This is a genomic window from Streptomyces sp. NPDC050548, assembly GCF_044457385.1.
Taxonomy (GTDB): Bacteria; Actinomycetota; Actinomycetes; order Streptomycetales; family Streptomycetaceae; genus Streptomyces.
This window is the reverse complement of sequence record NZ_JBITGV010000001.1, coordinates 1,074,110-1,090,894: the sequence shown is the minus strand read 5'-3', so window position 1 is coordinate 1,090,894 and position 16,785 is coordinate 1,074,110. Positions and strand designations below refer to the sequence as shown.

Sequence of the window (16,785 nt, the reverse complement as noted above, 5' to 3'; positions counted from 1 at the left end):
TCAGTCGAGGTTCGCGCTCTCCAGTGTCCCCGTCATATCGAAGAAGCCTTTCTTCGCCGACACCAGAACGCCCTGGCGTACGACCTGAAGGGTCACCGAGGCGTTGACCAGGCGGGACAGACCCACGGAGGCGAGATCGTCGTCGTCCGTGGAACTCCACTGGAGCGTCGGCGTGAGCCCACCCGTGGTGATCTTGACGCCGTCGTCGAGGGCGCGCCGTACGGTGTCGGCGGTCACCTCACCGTTGCCGAGCGAGTTCACGACCGTCTTGAACGCGGTGTACGCGATCCAGGTCGTCTCCACCCCCGCGTCCGCCGGGTCGATCCGGTTGTCGCCGAAGGCCACCTCGTTGACGGCCTTCTTCATCGGGTCCCAGCGCGGGTCGCCCGCGACCGGGTACCAGCCGGTGATGTACGACCCCTCGTAGGGACCGGACTGCCCGCCCGTCGAGTTGATCTCGGTCTGGTCGACGCTGCCGAGCACGGTCGCGGTGCGCACGGCGGGATAGTCCTCGCGCTCGCGCCGGAAGGAGTCCATGAAGGTGTCGGTGCGGTCCCCGAGCGAGGGCACCACGCACCCCTCCTTCGAGGAGCTGCCGCCGGACGCGCTCTCCAGCGCGCTCGTCGACTGCCGGGAGTACTCGGTGAGGTTGTCGGCCGCGAGCTGGTCGGTGGCCGGTCCGTGCCCGCCCGCCTTGAGCCCCGCGTTCAGCAGCGGGGGCAGGTCGTCGCCGGCGATGGAGTCGGGCCGGACCAGGGTCACCGTGCCGCAGCCGGGGGCGAGTTGCTTGCCGAGGCCGGCCAGCAGCGCGGGCTGGCCGCCGTTGACGGGGTAGGACAGCGCGCGGGTGAACTCCTCGCTCGTCACGCCGTAGCCGCCGATGTACGGGATGCCGGCGCCCTCCAGCGGGGCGAAGAACGAGTCGCTGAACTCGCTGTAGGAGCCGACGACCGCGACGACGTTCTCCTTGACGGCCTGCCGGGCGCACTGCGCCGCGGAGACGCTGGTGTTGTGGTCGTTGCAGGTCAGAACCTTGAGCTTGCGGCCGTTGAGACCGCCGTGCTTGTTGATCCACTTCGCGTACGCCGTCGCCATCGCGGGCATGCCGGGTTTGTTGGTCGCGTTGGTGTCCCAGGGCGCCCAGGTCATGACGGTGATCGGGGCGTCCGCGGAGCCCGAGGTGCCGGGGATGACCCCGCAGCCGGCCGCGAGCGACGCGCACGCCAGCAGTGCCGCCGCCGATCTGGCGGTGGCTCTGACGGGCCGGGTGAACGTGGGGAGGAAGGTGCTGCGGTTGCGCCGCCTGCCGGTCATGTACACACACGCTTCCGTCATACCGCTAACCCGCGAGTGACTCCTGGTCAACAAGTGGTGACGCGGAGGTGAATTGCGGGGGGCGTTCCTGTGCGTGTGACAAGGAACGTACGATCGATGACCGTGCAAGCTCCGGAGAACTCTTCCCGTCGCCCCCGTCGCTCCTTCACCATGGGCGGCATGCCACTGAACGACATGCCGTGGTGGCGCTGGCGCAGCAACGTGCGTTCCGCGCTGCACATGCTCTCCGATCCGGTGTTCCAGCAGAACGTCTGGCTGGCCGGTGTCGACGGGTACGGGGACGTCACCGACGCCGTCTACCGCCTCGTCGAGGACACCTGGCTGGACAACTGGTCCGCCGAGAAATACGTCGGCACGATCTTCCGCGACTCCCAGGAGGCGGCCCTCGTCGACTCCGCCGTCCTGCGTGTGCTGCGGATCATGCACCAGGTCGGGCCCGACGCCCCGGTCTCCGCGTACGTCGACCACCAGGCGTGGCCGGAGGCGGTGCGGGCGGCCCGCGACGCGCACGTACGGATGGCGTCCAGCGACGGGGAGGACCCGGACGTGCCGCCGCGCACGCTTGAGGTGCTGCAGATCATGACGCGGTCGGCGTAGACCGCGAGTCGGCGCGAGGCGGCTCGGCTACGGCCGCCCGGTTGCCGTCGGTCCGGGTGGCGGACGCCGGTCCCCCCTCCCAGGGGGATATGGGACCCTGTCCTGCATGAACGCGCAGTCCACCCGAGCCGCGGCGCCCGCCGACCAGTACGTCCTGACCCTGTCCTGCCCCGACAAGCAGGGCATCGTGCACGCCGTGTCGAGCTACCTCTTCATGACCGGCTGCAACATCGTGGACAGCCAGCAGTTCGGCGACCAGGACACGGGTCTGTTCTTCATGCGCGTCCACTTCTCGGCGGAGCCGCCGGTGACCGTGGACAAGCTGCGGGCGAGCTTCACGGCGATCGGTGACGCCTTCGGCATGGACTGGCAGATCAACCGGGCCGACGAGAAGATGCGCATCGTCCTCATGGTCAGCAAGTTCGGCCACTGCCTGAACGACCTGCTGTTCCGGGCGCGGATCGGGGCGCTCCCCGTGGAGATCGCCGCGGTGGTCTCCAACCACACCGACTTCGCCGAGCTGGTGGACTCGTACCACATCCCCTTCCACCACATCCCGGTGACGAAGGACAACAAGGCCGAGGCCGAGGCGCGGGTCCTGGACCTGGTCCGCGAGGAGAACGTCGAACTCGTCGTCCTCGCCCGCTACATGCAGGTCCTCTCCGACGACCTCTGCAAGGCGCTCAGCGGCCGGATCATCAACATCCACCACTCGTTCCTGCCGAGCTTCAAGGGCGCGAAGCCGTATCACCAGGCGCACGCTCGGGGCGTCAAGCTCATCGGGGCGACGGCGCACTATGTGACCGCCGACCTCGACGAGGGCCCGATCATCGAGCAGGAGGTCGAGCGGGTCGGCCACGACGTGACCCCGGACCAGCTGGTGGCGATCGGCCGGGATGTTGAATGCCAGGCGCTGGCGCGGGCCGTGAAGTGGCATGCGGAGCGGCGGATTCTCCTTAACGGGCGCCGGACTGTGGTGTTCGCCTAGGAGCTCGGGGCTTCGGGTGCGTGGGCGGCTGCGAGCCGGTGGGGGCTGGTCGCGCCCACGCGGCGGAGCCGCAATCGACACAGCCCCGCGCCCCTTCTTGACTCGGGCTCAGTTTCGTCTGTAGGGGCGCGGGGAACTGCGCGAGCAACCACGGACTACCCGCACCCGCCCGCCTACATCCGGCTCAAGCTCGCCGTAGCGAACAGCACATCCCTGATCGCCCCCCGATCCCCCAACTGCCCGGCCGCCGCGTCCTCCGGCGACACGTGACCAGCCGCCAGGTGACAGAACTCCACGCCATCCAGGGCGATATGGGCCACTTCCCGCTCGGCCGACCCCACCGCCCCGGGTGAGTCGAGCGGGATCAGCCACTCACCGCCACCGTGCCCCTCGATCTCCAGCCGCAGGCTGCGTCCGGGATCCCCGGCCGGGACCAGGTGCCGCCCCTCGGCCGGCGCAGCCAACCCGTGGCGCCGGCGCTCGGCCAGCACCGCCGGCAGCATGCGGGCCGCGAGGTCGATCATCCGGTTCAGGCTGCGCGGTGACGGGGGCTCGTAGGGATAGTCGACCGCGTCCGCGATGTCCTCCGCGTGGACCCAGCACTCGAAGGCCCGGTCGAGCATCGCGTCGTGCAGCGGCAGCTCGAAGTCGCCGTAGGAGACTGCCCGTTTGCCGGTGGTGGTGCCGGTGAACGACACCGTGCGGACGATGGTGTGGCTCTGTTCGCGCCAGGGTGCGCGGATGGAGCGGGTGGGCGGGAAGTACGAGGCGCGCCAGTACGCCTCGGTGCGCGCGGCGGGGTTCGCGGCCTTGTCGGCCGTCTCCCCGGTCAGCGGGTCGTCGAGGCCGAGCGCCGTCGCGACCAGGCCGTCGACGGTCAGCAGATGCGCGATGACCCCGGCGACGGTCGTACGACGGCTCGCCGGGGCCCGGCCGTCGAACCAGCGCAGCCGCACGGGCGCGTGCCACTCGGCGTCGCCTATGTCCTGGAGCAGGGCGTCCAGGCGCGCGGTCTCGGCGTCGTACGGCGTCGCCCACTCGGGCACCGGGATGCGCGGCGGGCGGCGGTCGAAGGAGCCGGACAGGACGCGGGTGCGCAGGCCGGGGTCGAGGTCGAGGGGTTCGACGGGGTGGAGGAGGCCGACCGCGCCGCGCAGCCGCAGCGCCTCGTCCGCGCAGGCGCCGCACTCGCCGAGGTGCTCCTCGACGGCCGCGGTCTCCGCCGCCGAGCACGCGGCCAGCGCCCACGCGCCGAGCAGCGCCTTCAGCACCGGGTGCTCCAGGACCAGCGGCGCGGGCCGGGACGCGGTCTCGTCCAGCTCGGGCAACGGCTGCCCGCCGTCCTCGACGGAGGCCCGGGGCATGGGAATGCGCGGCGGCACGGCAGGCCCTTCGTACGCCTCGTGCTCGTCGTTCGCGTCGCTCACACCGCACCCCCTGGTCCCGCTGGTTCCGGCGGTGCGCCGGTGTCGTGGGCGGTGGACAGGAGTTGGAGGCCCAGGCGCAGCCGACGGCGGGCCTCGTCCTCGGTGACGCCGAGGTCGACGGCGGTCTGGCGGTAGTCGCGGCGCTGGAAGTAGGCCAGCTCCAGGGCGGCCCGCAGCGGGGCGGGCATGGACGTGACGATGTAGTCGGCGCGGGCGGCGACGGAGGCGCGGCGGACCTTGCGCTCCAGTTCCTCGGTGGAGCCCTGGCCGCCCTGGGCGAGGGCGGCGGTCTCGGTGGCGCGCAGCCGCTGCACGGCGAGGCGGGCGGTCAGCGCGGCCACCCAGGAGCGCAGCGGGCCCTGCTTGGGGTCGTAGGCGTCGGGGTGTTCCCACACGTGGGCGAAGACCTCGCGGGTGATGCCGTCGGCGGCGCGCTCGTCGCCGAGGACGCGGTGGGCGAGGGCGTGCACGAGGGAGGCGAAGCGGTCGTACAGCTCACCGAGGGCCGCCGCCTCGCCGCGGGCCAGCCGCTGCTGCATCTTGCGGTCCCATCGGGGCGGTGCGTCCTTCGTCGCCATGCGGCCCCCTCACCGTGTCCGTGCCCGAGTCAAGCCTGCGCCCACCGTCTCTTCGAATGTAGTCGGCACCTCGGACAGCGCACGCCCCTTCGTGCAATCGCACGCCCCCGAAGGGGCGCGGGTGGTAGCGGACGTATGCCTACCCGGTCCACAACTGCGGTCCACAACTGATCGAACAGGATCGAAGGCGACTAAAACAAGCCTCTTCGGACCGCTTTCCGTTTCTGTTGCCGTGTTTCAGGGAACGGCCGCTGGGCAGCCGCGCTGCAAGGAAGCGTAGGTACGGCTTCCGTTTCCGGACGGTTTCCGGGAGTTCCGGCTAGCGAAAGGCGCGATGGTGGCCTTCAAAGTGAACGACGGCGAGCGCGGCGGCTGGTCCGTGCTCCTCGTGTCCGGCGAACTGGACCTGGTGACCTCGCCGGTGCTGCGCCAGCGGGTGCACGACGTGGTGGCGGACGGCCGCCACAGCCTGGTCGTCGACCTCTCCGAGGTGCTGTTCTGCGACTCCAGCGGCGTCGGGGTGCTGATCGCCGCCCGCCGGCTGATCCGCTCCTGCCAGGGGCATCTGCGGCTGATCCTGCCGGCCCAGGGAGCCGTCGACGGCTCGCACGTCAACCGCGTGCTCGGCGCCCTCGGAGTGCGCCGCCTCTTCGACGTCTATCCCGATGTGATGACGGCCACAGAAGAGGCCCCCGAGGAAGAGGCGGACCCCCTCTCGGCGTGACGCGTCGGTTTCCGGGGTGACGCCGTTGTTTCGGAATTTCCCCGGTCTTGGTACAAGCGACGTTTTCGGCTCCCGGACCCGCCCCGGCGTCGTACGCTCCAGCCAAGCGCACCCCCACATGAGTAAGGCGGCCCGAAAGACATGGTCAGCACCGAGTACGAGCGACGGATCGCCGCCCGGTTCGCCACCTTCGACCAGGACGGCAACGGCTTCATCGACCGGGAGGACTTCAACTCGGCGGCCAAGGCGCTGCTCGCGGAGTTCGGCACGGCGGCCCGCTCCGACAAGGGACAGGCCCTGTACATCGGCGCGGAGGCGTTCTGGCAGGGCATGGCGGGCATCGCGGACCGGGACGGCGACCAGCGGGTCAGCCGGGAGGAGTTCGTGGGCGGCGCGGTCAAGCGGCTGCGCGACAACCCGGAGCGCTTCGCCGAGATCGGCCGCCCCTTCCTGCACGCGGCCCTCGACGTCGCGGACCCGGACGGCGACGGCTCGGCCACCATCGCGGACACCGTGCGCGTCCTCAAGGCACTCGGGGTGCCCGACGACATCGCCGCCATGGCGGCCGACGCACTCGACACGGACAGCGACGGCAAGGTCGGCGAGGCGGAGATCGTCTCCGCCTTCGCCCGCTACTTCACCGTCCCGGAATAGCTCCGGGATCCGTCCCGGGATCCGAATAGCGCTCCCGCAGCTTGTACTTGAGCACCTTGCGCAGCGTCTCGTTGCGCGGAAGGGCGTCCACGATCTCCAGCTGCTCCGGCAGCTTGTGCACGGACAGCCCTTCCGCGCGCAGATAGTCCGTCACCGCCGACAAGGTCAACTCCCTGGCCCCCGGCGGCTGTTCGACCACCGCGCAGACCCGCTCCCCGCGCTCCGCGTCCGGCAGTCCCACGATGGCCACGTCACCGACGTCCGGATGCGCGGCGAGCAGATCCTCGATCTCCTTCGCGGAGATGTTCTCGCCCTTGCGGATGATCACGTCCTTCAGCCGCCCGGTGAGGATGAGATGCCCGCTGTCGGTGACGACCCCCAGGTCCCCGGTGCGCAGGAACCCGTCCGCGTCGAAGGCCTCCGCCGTCTGCGCGGGGTCCAAGTACCCCTGGCACACGGCCTCCCCGCGCAGCCGCACCTCCCCGCCCTCGGCGATCCGTATCTCCATCCCCTCGGGCGGCCGCCCCTCGGTCGTGGCGAGGTTCTCGGTCGTGTCCTCCGGGTCGCCCATGGTGATCATCGGCACCTCGGTCATGCCGTAGCCGTGGGTGAGCTGGACCCCCATCTCCCGTACGACGGAGTGGTAGACCTCCGGCGGCTTGGGCGCCCCGCCGCCCGCGAGCAGTCGTAGCGAGGGAATGACCTTCGTCCCCGGCTGCTTGCGCTGCTCGGCAAGGAACATGGAATAGAAGGCGGTTGAGCCACCGGCCACCGTCACCCCGTGCTTGCGGTAGCCCTCCAGCGCGTCCGGCAGCGCGAACTGCTCGAACATCACCGCCGGGAAGCCGTACAGCAGCAGCATCACCGTGTAGTCGGGCCCCGCGATGTGCGCGTACGGGAAGGCCATCGAGCCCACGTCGTCCGCCGTCAGCCGCAGCGCGTGCGCGAGGCACGAGCCGCCCGCGATCAGCGAACGGTCCGTGTGCAGCACGCCCTTGGGGTCGGAGGTGGTGCCGGAGGTCCAGTAGATCCAGCGGACCGAGGTGCCGTCGGCGGGCGGTGGCGGGAGCAAGGACGGCTCTCCGTCCGGGAGTCGGGCGTCGTCGTACGCCTCGAAGATCCCCCGCGCGCCGAGCCGCCGCGCCATCTCCGTGTGGTCGAAGCCGCGCCAGGTGCCCGGCACCGCGAAGTACTCCGCCTTCGACTCCCGCAGCGCGAAGCCGACTTCGCGGTCGCGGTAGAAGGGGATCACCGGCGTCTGTACGGCGCCCAGGCGGGCCAGCGCGAAGGAGAGCAGGGCGGTCTCGATGCGGGTGGGCAGCTGCCAGGCGACGACCGTGCCGGGCCGTACGCCCATGCCGTACAGGCCCGCCGCCACCCGCTCCGACCGGTCCCGCAACCCGCCGAAGGTCAGGGCGCGGTCGTCCTGGAGGAAAACGGGCCGGTCGGGGGTCAACTCGGCGCGGCGGACGACCAGTTCCCACAGCGTGCGGGCGGAACTCAGGGAGTGCGGCGTCTCGTTCATGGTGCCCCCTCCTTGGCTGACGACTCGTCAGGTGACATGCTATCTGACGGGTCATCAGATAAGTACCGTCCGGCGGAGGGGAACCCATGACCACCGAACTGCCCCGCATCATCAGCGTCGACGACCATGTGATCGAACCCGCGCACCTCTTCGAGACCTGGCTGCCGGCGAAGTACCGCGAGCGCGGCCCCCAGCCGCTCACCGCCGGAATCGGTGAACTCGCCTACGTGGCGGGCAAATACCAGATCACGATGGACCCGGACGGCCCGCCCACCGACTGGTGGATCTACGAGGACCTCAAGTTCCCGTACAAGCGCAACATCGCCGCCGTCGGCTTCGACCGCGACGAGATGACCCTGGAAGGCATCACCCGCGAACAGATGCGCCGCGGCTGCTGGGACCCCAAGGCGCGGCTCGCGGACATGGACCTCAACCATGTCGAGGGCTCGCTCTGCTTCCCGACCTTCCCGCGCTTCTGCGGCCAGACCTTCGCCGAGGCGCACGACAAGGAGGTCGCCCTCGCCTGCGTCCGCGCCTACAACGACTGGATGGTCGAGGAGTGGTGCGGCGACAGCGGCGGCCGGCTCATCCCGCTCTGCCTGATCCCTTTGTGGGACGTGGAGTTGGCGGTCGAGGAGATCCGGCGCAACGCGGCACGGGGCGTCCGCGCGGTCACCTTCAGCGAGATTCCGACGTATCTGGGGCTGCCGTCGATCCACTCCGGCTACTGGGACCCGTTCTTCGCCGTCTGCCAGGAGACCGGCACGGTCGTCAACATGCACATCGGCAGCAGCTCCCAGATGCCCGCCGCATCCCCCGACGCGCCCCCCGCCGTACAGGCCTCGCTCTCCTTCAACAACGCGATGGCCTCGATGATGGACTTCCTCTTCAGCGGGGTCCTGGTGAAGTTCCCGACCCTCAAACTCGCCTACTCCGAAGGCCAGATGGGCTGGATCCCGTACGCCCTGGAGCGTGCCGACGACGTGTGGGAGGAGCACCGCGCGTGGGGCGGGGTGCGGGATCTCATCCCCGACCCGCCGTCCACGTACTACTACCGGCAGATGTTCTGCTGCTTCTTCCGCGACAAGCACGGGGTCGCCTCGCTGGACGTGGTGGGGCGGGACAACGCGACCTTCGAGACCGACTACCCGCACGTCGACTCGACCTTCCCGCACACCAAGGAAGTCGCCCTCGACCACGTGAAGGGTCTCGACGACGAGACCGTCTACAAGCTCATGCGGGGCAACGCGATCCGCATGCTGGGCCTGGACCTCGACCGGTAATGGACCTCTCGTACACGGCCGAGGAGGACGAGTACCGGGCGCGCTTGCGGGAGTGGCTGGCCAAGGTGCTCCCCACGTTGCCCTCGAAGCCGTCTCCGGACGACTGGCCGGGCCGGCGCCTCTACGACCTCGGCTGGCAGCGGATGTTGTACGACGCCGGGTACGGCGATGTGCACTGGGACGCGTCTCCGACCACCCGGCTGATCTTCCTGGAGGAGACGGAGAAGGCGGGCGCACCCTACGTGGGGGCCAACTTCGTGGGGCTGTTGCACGCCGGGCCGACGATAGCCGCCGAGGGCACGCCCGAGCAGCGGGAGCGGTGGCTGCCGCCCGTGCTGCGCGGCGACGAGGTGTGGTGCCAGGGGTTCAGCGAACCCGAGGCCGGTTCCGACCTCGCGTCGCTGCGCACGCGCGCGTGGCGGGACGGCGACGAGTATGTGGTGACCGGTTCCAAGATCTGGACCTCGCACGCCGAAGTCGCCGACTGGTGCGAGCTGTTGGTGCGGACGGATCCTGCGGCGCCCAAGCATCGGGGGATCAGTTGGCTCGCCATGCCGATGGACGCGGCGGGCATCACCGTACGGCCGCTGCGGACGCTCGCCGGGTCCGCGGAGTTCGCCGAGGTGTTCCTCGACGAGGTGCGGGTGCCTGTCGGCAACCGGGTGGGGGACGAGAACGACGGGTGGCGCGTGACGATGGTGACGCTGTCGTTCGAGCGCGGTACGGCTTTTGTGGGTGAGGTCGTCGCCTGTCGGCGGGTGTTGGGCGAGCTGGCTCGCGAGGCGCGGAGCAATGGGCGTTGGGACGATCCTGTGCTGCGGCGGCAACTGGGGCGGTTGAACGCCGAGTTCCGGGCGTTGTGGCGGCTTACTCAGTGGAACGTGAGTGAGGCGGAAGCCTCCGGCGGCGTTCCGGGTGTGGGCGGGTCGGTCTTCAAACTCCGGTACTCGCATGCGCGGCAGGAGTTGTACGACGCCGCTGCGGATGTGCTTGGGCCCAACTCCCTTGATCTGGAGCGGCCTTGGGTGCTCGATCGGTTGTCGTCGCTGTCGTACACGATCGCTGCGGGGACCTCGCAGATTCAGCAGAACATCGTGGCCGAGCGGATTCTCGGGTTGCCGAAGGGGAGGTGAGCGGTGCGGTTTCAACTGACGGATGATCAAAGGGCGTTGCGGGATGCAGTACGGGATGTAATCGGTCGTTCGTCGGGTGCGGGTGCGTGGGGGCTGGTCGCGCAGTTCTCCGCGCCCCTAAAGGCTCCTCGGCTGGACCGGGGTTTGTGGCGGGCCCTCGGTGATCTCGGGCTGTTCTCCCTGCGACTGCCCGAAGCCGACGGCGGAGCCGGACTCGGGCTGCCCGAAGCCGTGTTGGTGTTCGAGGAGGTCGGGGCGGCGCTGGTGCCTGGGCCGTTGGTCGCTACGCATCTTGCTGCCGGGGTGGTTCCGGGGGCCGCCGCCGGGGAGACCGTGGTCGCCGCTGCCGATGGGCGGCTTGTGGAGTGGCTGGACGAGGCCGATGTCGTGCTGCCGGGGGCCGAGGGTGCCGTGGCGCTGCGGTCGGTGGATCCGTTGACGCCCTTGCATCGGGTGCCGGCGCCTGCGCGTGTCGAGCCTGTCGCTGTTCTGCTTACCGCTGCCGAGCAGCTTGGTACTGCCTCGCGGGTGTGTGGGCTCGCGGTGCAACACGCCCGGACTCGTGAGCAGTTCGGGCAGCCGATCGGGGCGTTCCAGGCCGTGAAGCAGTTGTGCGCGCGGTCGCTGGTGCGGGTGGAGGTGGCGCGGGTCGCCGTGTACGCGGCAGCCGTGACCGCGGATCCGGTGGACATCGCGGCGGCCCGGCTGCTGGCCGACGAGGCCGCTGTGCGTGGGGCCCGGGACTGTCTGCAGGTGCATGGCGGGATGGGCTTCACCTGGGAGTCCGAGGTCCATCTGCATCTGAAGCGGGCGTGGGTGCGGGCCCAGCGTGGCGGTGGAAACACGGAGAGTGAGGAGTTGCTCGCGGCCGATCTGGTGGGCGGAGCGGTGTAGTGGGGCGCCTGCCTGCGATGACCGGGGCGGCTCCGACAACGGTGTCGCGGATCGTGGCACGGCGGAATCACGCAGCGTTGATATCGGGTTGTGTCCTATGCGTGACTCGTCACGGCCCGGAGTCGTCCCGGGGCTCCGGTACCTTGTGTGGGATGCGAGTGGTTCAAGGTACGAGCCATGCCGGTGTTGCCTGTGAGGCGGCTCCGGATCGGGCGGTGCGCTCCGCAGTTCGTATGGCAGAACGGGCTTTCACCCCTGCCTGTTCGACTCCCCGCAATGAGCGTCGCACAGTATCCCGCACGCGTACTCCTTCGCGCTGGAATATGCCCGAAGCGCTTGTTGGGGTGACGGAACGTCAATCATGCTGTCTCGCAAGGGATTCACGTTCCGTGACCCTGGCTCCGGTCGTTGTTCTGGCCATGCAGAAAATGGCTACGATCGTGGCCCTCGTGAGGCGCGAGGCTATGTGTCCGCCGGTTCGGATGGTGTGAGCGGTGCAGGTGCTTCAAGTGCAGCTGGAGATCCGGCCCGACCCCGCAGAGGTGGGGCGGGCCAGGAGATGGGCGCGCTCCCGGCTCGCCGGGTCCGGGATAGAAGCAGACGAACCGCTCGCGGAGACGCTGATCCTGCTCGTCTCCGAACTCGTCACCAACGCGGTGGTGCACACCGGTTGTCCGGCCGTGCTGCGGCTCTCCCTGCCGGACGAGGCGGACGAGTCGGCCACGGTCCGCCTTGAGGTCGCCGACACCAGCTGTACGGCTCCCGTGCCGCGTTGCGCGGAGGGGGACGAGACCGGCGGGCGCGGACTGGCGCTGGTGGACGGCCTCGCCGATCGCTGGGGCTGGAGCGCCGAGGGTACCGGCAAGCGCATCTGGTGCGAGCTGGACCGGGGCAGTCAACCCCGGGATGCGGCGGCCGCGTTCGGGGGCGGTGTCACGGCGTACGGGGGGTTCGAGGGCTTCGCGTACGAAGCCGTGTAGGTGCTGTCTGCAAGTGCCCGGTGGAGATGCGCCGGGCCGTGCTTCCGCGCGCGCCCTGCGGCAAAGTGGTGCTTAAGGAATAAATCCCCGGATGGGCGTTGACGCGACGTGACCGTTTGGTCACGCTTGTGGGCAGCGATTCGCCGCGAGGGGACGACGAGGGCTTCGGTGACGGGGGCCCTCGGCGAGTGTGGGTCGTGTTCGGCGTGGGTTCCCTCGGGGCGGGGAGCCGGGACGGGTACGCCGGAGTCGGATGGCGGCAGCGCGGTGCCGTGCTCGGGGCGGGCAGCAGCGCGCCGCCATCCGACCGTAAGTCCGGCCCTCGTCAAAACCGGACTGACCTAGAGGATGGCGATCGGGGCCACCGGGGTTCCCGTCGCGCCCACGAAAGGTTCGGGCATCGCGGACAGGAAGAACGCATAGCGGTTCTCTTGTCCACAAGCTGTGGACAACTCTTCGAGATTCCAGTTCTGGCCTTGCGGCATCCCCATCTCGACCAGGTCGAGGGCGTGCACGGGCAGCCACAAGTCCTCGATCTCCGGCGGAAATATCTCGAAGGTGAGGGTGTCGTTGGCTACCGCCGCGACATCCCGCGCGTGGAACCACTCCGGCGTACGGACCGAGAGACCGGGTGACGGGTAGCCGTAACCGTGCTTGTCGCCGGACAGGTACACCTGCACCTGCCCGGTCCGTACGAGCACGATGTCGCCCGCGCGGACCCGGGTGCCGGCGAGTTGCTCCGCGGCCTCCAGGTCTTCCGGCGTGACCGCGTGACCGCCTTCGAGCCGGTCGACGCCCCGCGCGCGTGCGACGTCGAGCAGCACCCCGCGCGAGACGATGTGCCGCGCCTTGTCGATACCGCTGAACTCGGCGCCCCCGTGCGGCGTCACGGTGCCGGCCGGGCGGCCGTTGTAGAGCTTTCCCGAGTGCGAGACGTGCGTCAGCGCGTCCCAGTGGGTGCCCGCCTGCAGCCCCATCGTCACCGCGTCGTCGCTGCACGCGACCGTCCCCGGGCCGAACAACTCCTGGTTGATCTGCACCATCGCGTGCAGCGGATTGACCCGGCCCGGGATCATCCCCGTCTGCACGCCGTCCGCCTGGAGGGGGAGGGCGAGCGGGATACGGCGGCCGGTCCGGATCTCGGCGGCCGCCTCGCGGACCACCTCGTCGGTGATCAGGTTCAGCGTGCCGATCTCGTCGTCCGGTCCCCAACGGCCCCAGTTGTTCACGCGCTTGGCGATGTCGTGGAACTCCGGACCGAGTGACGGCGGTGGTGGCGGTGACGGCGGCAGTGACATCGGGGCCTCCCCGGGGCTTGTCCTCAGGCATCTGACGGGTCGTAGAATCTGAGTCGAATCTAACGGACCGTCAGAAACTGCGGGAGGGGCCGGACATGGGGAACTTCTTGGCAGGCAAGGTCGTCGCCGTCACGGGCGCGGGCCGGGGCATCGGCCGGGCCGTCGCGCTCGCGGCGGCGGCCGAGAGGGCGCGGGTCGTCGTCAACGACTACGGCGTCTCGATGGACGGCGCCTCGCCGACGAGTGAGATCGCCGAAGGGGTCGTCAAGGAGATCGAGGCGGCGGGGGGCGAGGCTGTCGCCGTCGCCGACGACATTTCTACGATGGCGGGTGGGCAGCGGGTTGTCGACGTCGCGCTGTCCTCGTACGGGCGGGTCGACGGTGTGGTGTGTGTCGCCGGGATTCTGCGGGAGCGGATGCTCTTCAACATGTCCGAGGAGGAGTGGGATCCCGTTCTCGCCACGCATTTGAAGGGGACGTTCACTGTTTTTCGGGCGGCTTCTGCGGTGATGCGGAAGCAGCGGTCCGGGACGTTGATCGGGTTCACCAGTGGGAATCATCAAGGGTCGGTTTCGCAGGCGAATTACAGTGCGGCGAAGGGCGGGATCATCTCGCTGGTGCGGAGCGCTGCGCTGGGGTTGAACAAGTACGGGGTGACCGCCAATGCGGTGGCGCCTGTTGCTCGTACGCGGATGTCGGCGAACGTTCCCATGGAGTTGGCGGAGATCGGGTCGCCGGAGGATGTTGCCGCGTTGGTTGTGTATTTGCTTTCGGATGCTGCTCGGGAGGTGGGGATCACCGGGCAGGTCTATACCGTTGCGGGGCCGAAGATCGCGGTGTGGGCGCAGCCTCGGGAGTTGCGTGCGGGGTACGCCTCCGGCGGGTGGACGGCTGAGAAGATCGCGGAGTTTTTGCCGGGGTCTGTGGGTGTGGATCCGATGCCGATGCTTTCTCGGTTGCAGGAGATGGAGAGGGCTGCGCGGGAAGGGAGTCGGCCCAACGCCTAAGGGGGTGGGGTGGTGCGTTGTGTGGCGAGTGCGGGTGCGTGGGGGCTGGTCGCGCAGTTCCCCGCGCCCCTTAGGTGGGAAACCTGAGCGGTGTTTTTAGGAGCCCCTGTGGATTTTGGATTCGCTGGCGAGGACGAAGAGTTTCGGGTGGAAGCTCGGGCCTGGCTTTCTGCGCATGCGGAAAGTGGTCAGGATCGGCGGGCTTGGGAACGCACGCTCGGCAAGAGCGGGTGGATCGGGCTGGGTTGGCCTGAATCCGGCTACGGAAATCGCACCGCCACTCTCACTCAACAGGTCGCCTGGGCCGAGGAATACGCTCGGTCGGACGCGCCGCCCCGGTCCGGGCACATAGGTGAGAACCTGCTCGCGCCCACCCTCGTCGCACACGGCACCGACGCGCAGAAGTCCCGTTTTCTGCCTGCCATTGCCGCGGGGGACGAACTGTGGTGTCAGGGGTACAGCGAGCCGGGGGCCGGGTCCGATCTGGCCGGGGTGCGGACCGTTGCCGTACGGGAGGCGGACGGGTATCGGATCAGTGGGCAGAAGATCTGGACCTCGCTCGCCCATGAGGCCGACTGGTGTTTTGTGCTGGCTCGGACCGAGGTGGGGTCGCGGCGGCATCACGGGTTGAGTTTTCTGCTGGTGCCGATGGATCAGCCGGGGCGTGTCGAGGTGCGGCCCATCCGGCAGTTGACCGGGACCAGTGAGTTCAACGAGGTGTTCTTCGACGGGGCGTTGGCGCGGGGCGAGCATCTTGTGGGGGGTGAGGGGGGTGGTTGGAGCGTTGCCATGAGTCTGCTCGGGTTTGAGCGGGGGGTATCCACCCTTGCTCAACAGGTCGGGTTCGCGCGGGAGTTGGGGCGGGTTGTCGAAGCCGCTGTCGCTTCCGGTGCCGTGCTCGATCCCGTCCTGCGCGATCGACTCGTGCGGCAGTGGGCCGAGTTGCGGACCATGCGGTGGAACGCCCTGCGGACGCTCGGGCGGGCCGGGGACGCCGGCGCGCCCAGTGTGGCCAAGCTGCTGTGGGGCGGGTGGCATCAGCGGCTCGGGGAGCTGGCGATGTCGGTGCGGGGGGCCGGGGCGGCGGTGGGGCCCGTGGACTGGTCGCCGAGCGCCTCGTACGAACTCGACGTGCTTCAGCACCTGTTCCTCTTCTCGCGGGCCGACACCATCTACGGCGGCTCGGACCAGGTTCAGCGCACGATCATCGCCGAGCGGGTGCTCGGTCTGCCCAGGGAACCCAAGGGGGTCGTCTGATGCGCGGTGTGGTCTTCGACGGCAAGCAGATCCAGGTCGTGGACGACTTGGAGGTGCGGGAGCCCGGGGCGGGGGAAGTGCTGGTCGCCATTTCCGCGGCCGGGTTGTGTCACAGCGATCTGTCCGTGGTGGACGGGACCATACCTTTTCCCGTTCCTGTGGTGTTGGGGCATGAGGGTGCGGGGGTGGTGGAGGCCGTGGGTGTGGGGGTCAGCCATGTGGCGCCCGGTGATCATGTGGCCCTGTCCACGCTCGCCAACTGCGGGACCTGCGCCGAGTGCGACCGGGGGCGGCCGACCATGTGCCGGCAGGCCATCGGGCGGCCGGGGAAGCCGTTCACGCGGGGCGGGCAGCCGGTCTACCAGTTCGCCTCCAACTCCGCCTTCGCCGAACGGACCGTGGTGAAAGCCGTGCAGGCCGTGCGGATACCCAAGGACATTCCGCTGCCGTCCGCCGCGCTCATCGGGTGCGGGGTGCTGACGGGGGTCGGCGCCGTGCTGAACCGGGCGCGGGTCGATCGGGGGGAGAGTGTCGTCGTCATCGGGACCGGCGGGATCGGGCTCAATGTCCTTCAAGGGGCGCGGATCGCGGGGGCGTCGCGGATCGTCGCCGTCGACGCGAACCCGGCGAAGGAGGAGGCGGCGCGGAAGTTCGGCGCGACCGACTTCCTGAAGTCCACGGAAGGGGTGCGTGACCTGCTGCCCACGGGGGCGGACCACGTCTTCGAGTGCGTCGGACGGGTCGAACTGGTCCGGCAGGCCGTCGACCTCCTCGACCGCCACGGCCAGGCGATCCTGCTCGGCACGGCACCGGCGACGGCGGAGGCGTCCTTCCTCGTCTCGTCGATGTTCCTGGACAAGTCGATCCTCGGCTGCCGGTACGGATCGTCACGACCCCAGCGGGACATCCCGCTGTACACCCAGCTCTACCGCCAAGGGCGGCTGCTGCTCGACGAGTTGGTCACCAGGACGTATCCGGTGGAGGACTTCGAGAAGGCGGTGGGGGACCTGGAGGCGGGGCGGGTCGCGCGGGGGGTTCTGACGTTCTGACGCCCGTACTGGCCGTCGCCTGACGGAGGCATGGCGGGAGTTGTCCACAGGTGGGG

Annotated in this window: 16 protein-coding genes; 11 read left to right on the top strand and 5 right to left on the bottom strand. The window is 69.5% G+C overall.

Annotation, left to right across the window (positions count from 1 at the left end; genetic code table 11):
• Complete coding sequence (locus ACIBJH_RS05125; RefSeq protein WP_399115433.1) at nt 1–1,314, bottom strand: ABC transporter substrate-binding protein; 1,314 nt, start codon at nt 1,312–1,314, stop codon at nt 1–3.
• A 117-nt stretch (nt 1,315–1,431) separates the two neighbouring features.
• On the opposite strand from ACIBJH_RS05125, the gene ACIBJH_RS05120 reads away from it, so the two are divergent.
• Together ACIBJH_RS05120 and purU are read left to right on the top strand one after the other, a co-directional pair.
• A complete protein-coding gene (locus tag ACIBJH_RS05120; RefSeq protein WP_399115432.1) occupies nt 1,432–1,932 on the top strand; it encodes a hypothetical protein in 501 nt (166 codons plus the stop codon).
• Nucleotides 1,933–2,038: 106 nt separating this feature from the next.
• Nucleotides 2,039–2,920 (top strand): formyltetrahydrofolate deformylase, encoded by an 882-nt coding sequence (gene purU / locus ACIBJH_RS05115; RefSeq protein WP_399115431.1) that lies wholly within the window; start codon nt 2,039–2,041, stop codon nt 2,918–2,920.
• Nucleotides 2,921–3,093: 173 nt separating this feature from the next.
• Here the strand turns inward: purU and ACIBJH_RS05110 are convergent, their stop codons facing one another.
• Both ACIBJH_RS05110 and ACIBJH_RS05105 read right to left on the bottom strand, forming a co-directional pair.
• Entirely contained in the window at nt 3,094–4,284 is a 1,191-nt protein-coding gene (locus ACIBJH_RS05110; protein ID WP_399115611.1) for a maleylpyruvate isomerase N-terminal domain-containing protein, read from the bottom strand.
• A 59-nt stretch (nt 4,285–4,343) separates the two neighbouring features.
• Entirely contained in the window at nt 4,344–4,925 is a 582-nt protein-coding gene (locus ACIBJH_RS05105; RefSeq protein WP_019075572.1) for a sigma-70 family RNA polymerase sigma factor, read from the bottom strand.
• A 334-nt stretch (nt 4,926–5,259) separates the two neighbouring features.
• Here ACIBJH_RS05105 and ACIBJH_RS05100 point away from each other — a divergent pair, with 334 nt between their 5' ends.
• Both ACIBJH_RS05100 and ACIBJH_RS05095 read left to right on the top strand, forming a co-directional pair.
• The gene (locus ACIBJH_RS05100; RefSeq protein WP_399115430.1) at nt 5,260–5,649 is read left to right on the top strand and encodes an STAS domain-containing protein; all 390 of its coding nucleotides are present in this window, start codon (nt 5,260–5,262) and stop codon (nt 5,647–5,649) included.
• 141 nt (nt 5,650–5,790) lie between these two features.
• Complete coding sequence (locus tag ACIBJH_RS05095) at nt 5,791–6,303, top strand: EF-hand domain-containing protein (protein WP_019075570.1); 513 nt, start codon at nt 5,791–5,793, stop codon at nt 6,301–6,303.
• Here the strand turns inward: ACIBJH_RS05095 and ACIBJH_RS05090 are convergent.
• Nucleotides 6,287–7,828, bottom strand: coding sequence for a class I adenylate-forming enzyme family protein (locus tag ACIBJH_RS05090; protein WP_399115429.1), 1,542 nt, complete (start codon nt 7,826–7,828; stop codon nt 6,287–6,289). The two genes, ACIBJH_RS05095 and ACIBJH_RS05090, sit on opposite strands and share 17 nt — an antisense overlap.
• A gap of 86 nt (nt 7,829–7,914) precedes the next feature.
• Between ACIBJH_RS05090 and ACIBJH_RS05085 the strand changes: the two genes are divergently transcribed.
• From ACIBJH_RS05085 to ACIBJH_RS05070, 4 genes are all read left to right on the top strand, one after another.
• The gene (locus tag ACIBJH_RS05085) at nt 7,915–9,111 is read left to right on the top strand and encodes an amidohydrolase family protein (RefSeq protein ID WP_262063418.1); all 1,197 of its coding nucleotides are present in this window, start codon (nt 7,915–7,917) and stop codon (nt 9,109–9,111) included.
• The gene (locus ACIBJH_RS05080) at nt 9,111–10,244 is read left to right on the top strand and encodes an acyl-CoA dehydrogenase family protein (RefSeq protein WP_399115428.1); all 1,134 of its coding nucleotides are present in this window, start codon (nt 9,111–9,113) and stop codon (nt 10,242–10,244) included. Before ACIBJH_RS05085 ends, ACIBJH_RS05080 begins: the two co-directional genes overlap by 1 nt.
• Before the next feature lie 3 nt (nt 10,245–10,247).
• On the top strand, nt 10,248–11,138 hold the full coding sequence (locus tag ACIBJH_RS05075) for an acyl-CoA dehydrogenase family protein (protein ID WP_399115427.1): 891 nt from the start codon (nt 10,248–10,250) through the stop codon (nt 11,136–11,138).
• 509 nt (nt 11,139–11,647) lie between these two features.
• Nucleotides 11,648–12,118 carry an ATP-binding protein gene (locus ACIBJH_RS05070; RefSeq protein ID WP_399115610.1) on the top strand — a complete coding sequence of 157 codons (471 nt, stop codon included), beginning with the start codon at nt 11,648–11,650 and terminating at the stop codon, nt 12,116–12,118.
• A gap of 341 nt (nt 12,119–12,459) precedes the next feature.
• On the opposite strand, the gene ACIBJH_RS05065 is transcribed toward ACIBJH_RS05070, so the two are convergent.
• Complete coding sequence (locus ACIBJH_RS05065; RefSeq protein WP_399115426.1) at nt 12,460–13,416, bottom strand: cyclase family protein; 957 nt, start codon at nt 13,414–13,416, stop codon at nt 12,460–12,462.
• A 95-nt stretch (nt 13,417–13,511) separates the two neighbouring features.
• On the opposite strand from ACIBJH_RS05065, the gene ACIBJH_RS05060 reads away from it, so the two are divergent.
• The 3 genes from ACIBJH_RS05060 (at nt 13,512) to ACIBJH_RS05050 (ending at nt 16,729) form a co-directional block, all read left to right on the top strand.
• Nucleotides 13,512–14,423 (top strand): SDR family NAD(P)-dependent oxidoreductase, encoded by a 912-nt coding sequence (locus ACIBJH_RS05060; protein ID WP_399115425.1) that lies wholly within the window; start codon nt 13,512–13,514, stop codon nt 14,421–14,423.
• Nucleotides 14,424–14,531: 108 nt separating this feature from the next.
• Nucleotides 14,532–15,680, top strand: a complete 1,149-nt coding sequence (locus ACIBJH_RS05055; protein ID WP_399115424.1) for an acyl-CoA dehydrogenase family protein — start codon at nt 14,532–14,534, stop codon at nt 15,678–15,680.
• On the top strand, nt 15,680–16,729 hold the full coding sequence (locus tag ACIBJH_RS05050) for a Zn-dependent alcohol dehydrogenase (protein WP_399115423.1): 1,050 nt from the start codon (nt 15,680–15,682) through the stop codon (nt 16,727–16,729). The genes ACIBJH_RS05055 and ACIBJH_RS05050 overlap by 1 nt, the downstream gene beginning before the upstream one ends.
• Nucleotides 16,730–16,785 lie beyond the last annotated feature (56 nt).

Coding starts and splice junctions, on each gene's coding strand:
- ACIBJH_RS05125 (WP_399115433.1), bottom strand. CDS start 1,314: ATGACCGGCAGGCGGCGCAACCGCAGCACCTTCCTCCCCACGTTCACC.
- ACIBJH_RS05120 (WP_399115432.1), top strand. CDS start 1,432: ATGACCGTGCAAGCTCCGGAGAACTCTTCCCGTCGCCCCCGTCGCTCC.
- purU (WP_399115431.1), top strand. CDS start 2,039: ATGAACGCGCAGTCCACCCGAGCCGCGGCGCCCGCCGACCAGTACGTC.
- ACIBJH_RS05110 (WP_399115611.1), bottom strand. CDS start 4,284: ATGCCCCGGGCCTCCGTCGAGGACGGCGGGCAGCCGTTGCCCGAGCTG.
- ACIBJH_RS05105 (WP_019075572.1), bottom strand. CDS start 4,925: ATGGCGACGAAGGACGCACCGCCCCGATGGGACCGCAAGATGCAGCAG.
- ACIBJH_RS05100 (WP_399115430.1), top strand. CDS start 5,260: ATGGTGGCCTTCAAAGTGAACGACGGCGAGCGCGGCGGCTGGTCCGTG.
- ACIBJH_RS05095 (WP_019075570.1), top strand. CDS start 5,791: ATGGTCAGCACCGAGTACGAGCGACGGATCGCCGCCCGGTTCGCCACC.
- ACIBJH_RS05090 (WP_399115429.1), bottom strand. CDS start 7,828: ATGAACGAGACGCCGCACTCCCTGAGTTCCGCCCGCACGCTGTGGGAA.
- ACIBJH_RS05085 (WP_262063418.1), top strand. CDS start 7,915: ATGACCACCGAACTGCCCCGCATCATCAGCGTCGACGACCATGTGATC.
- ACIBJH_RS05080 (WP_399115428.1), top strand. CDS start 9,111: ATGGACCTCTCGTACACGGCCGAGGAGGACGAGTACCGGGCGCGCTTG.
- ACIBJH_RS05065 (WP_399115426.1), bottom strand. CDS start 13,416: ATGTCACTGCCGCCGTCACCGCCACCACCGCCGTCACTCGGTCCGGAG.
- ACIBJH_RS05060 (WP_399115425.1), top strand. CDS start 13,512: ATGGGGAACTTCTTGGCAGGCAAGGTCGTCGCCGTCACGGGCGCGGGC.
- ACIBJH_RS05050 (WP_399115423.1), top strand. CDS start 15,680: ATGCGCGGTGTGGTCTTCGACGGCAAGCAGATCCAGGTCGTGGACGAC.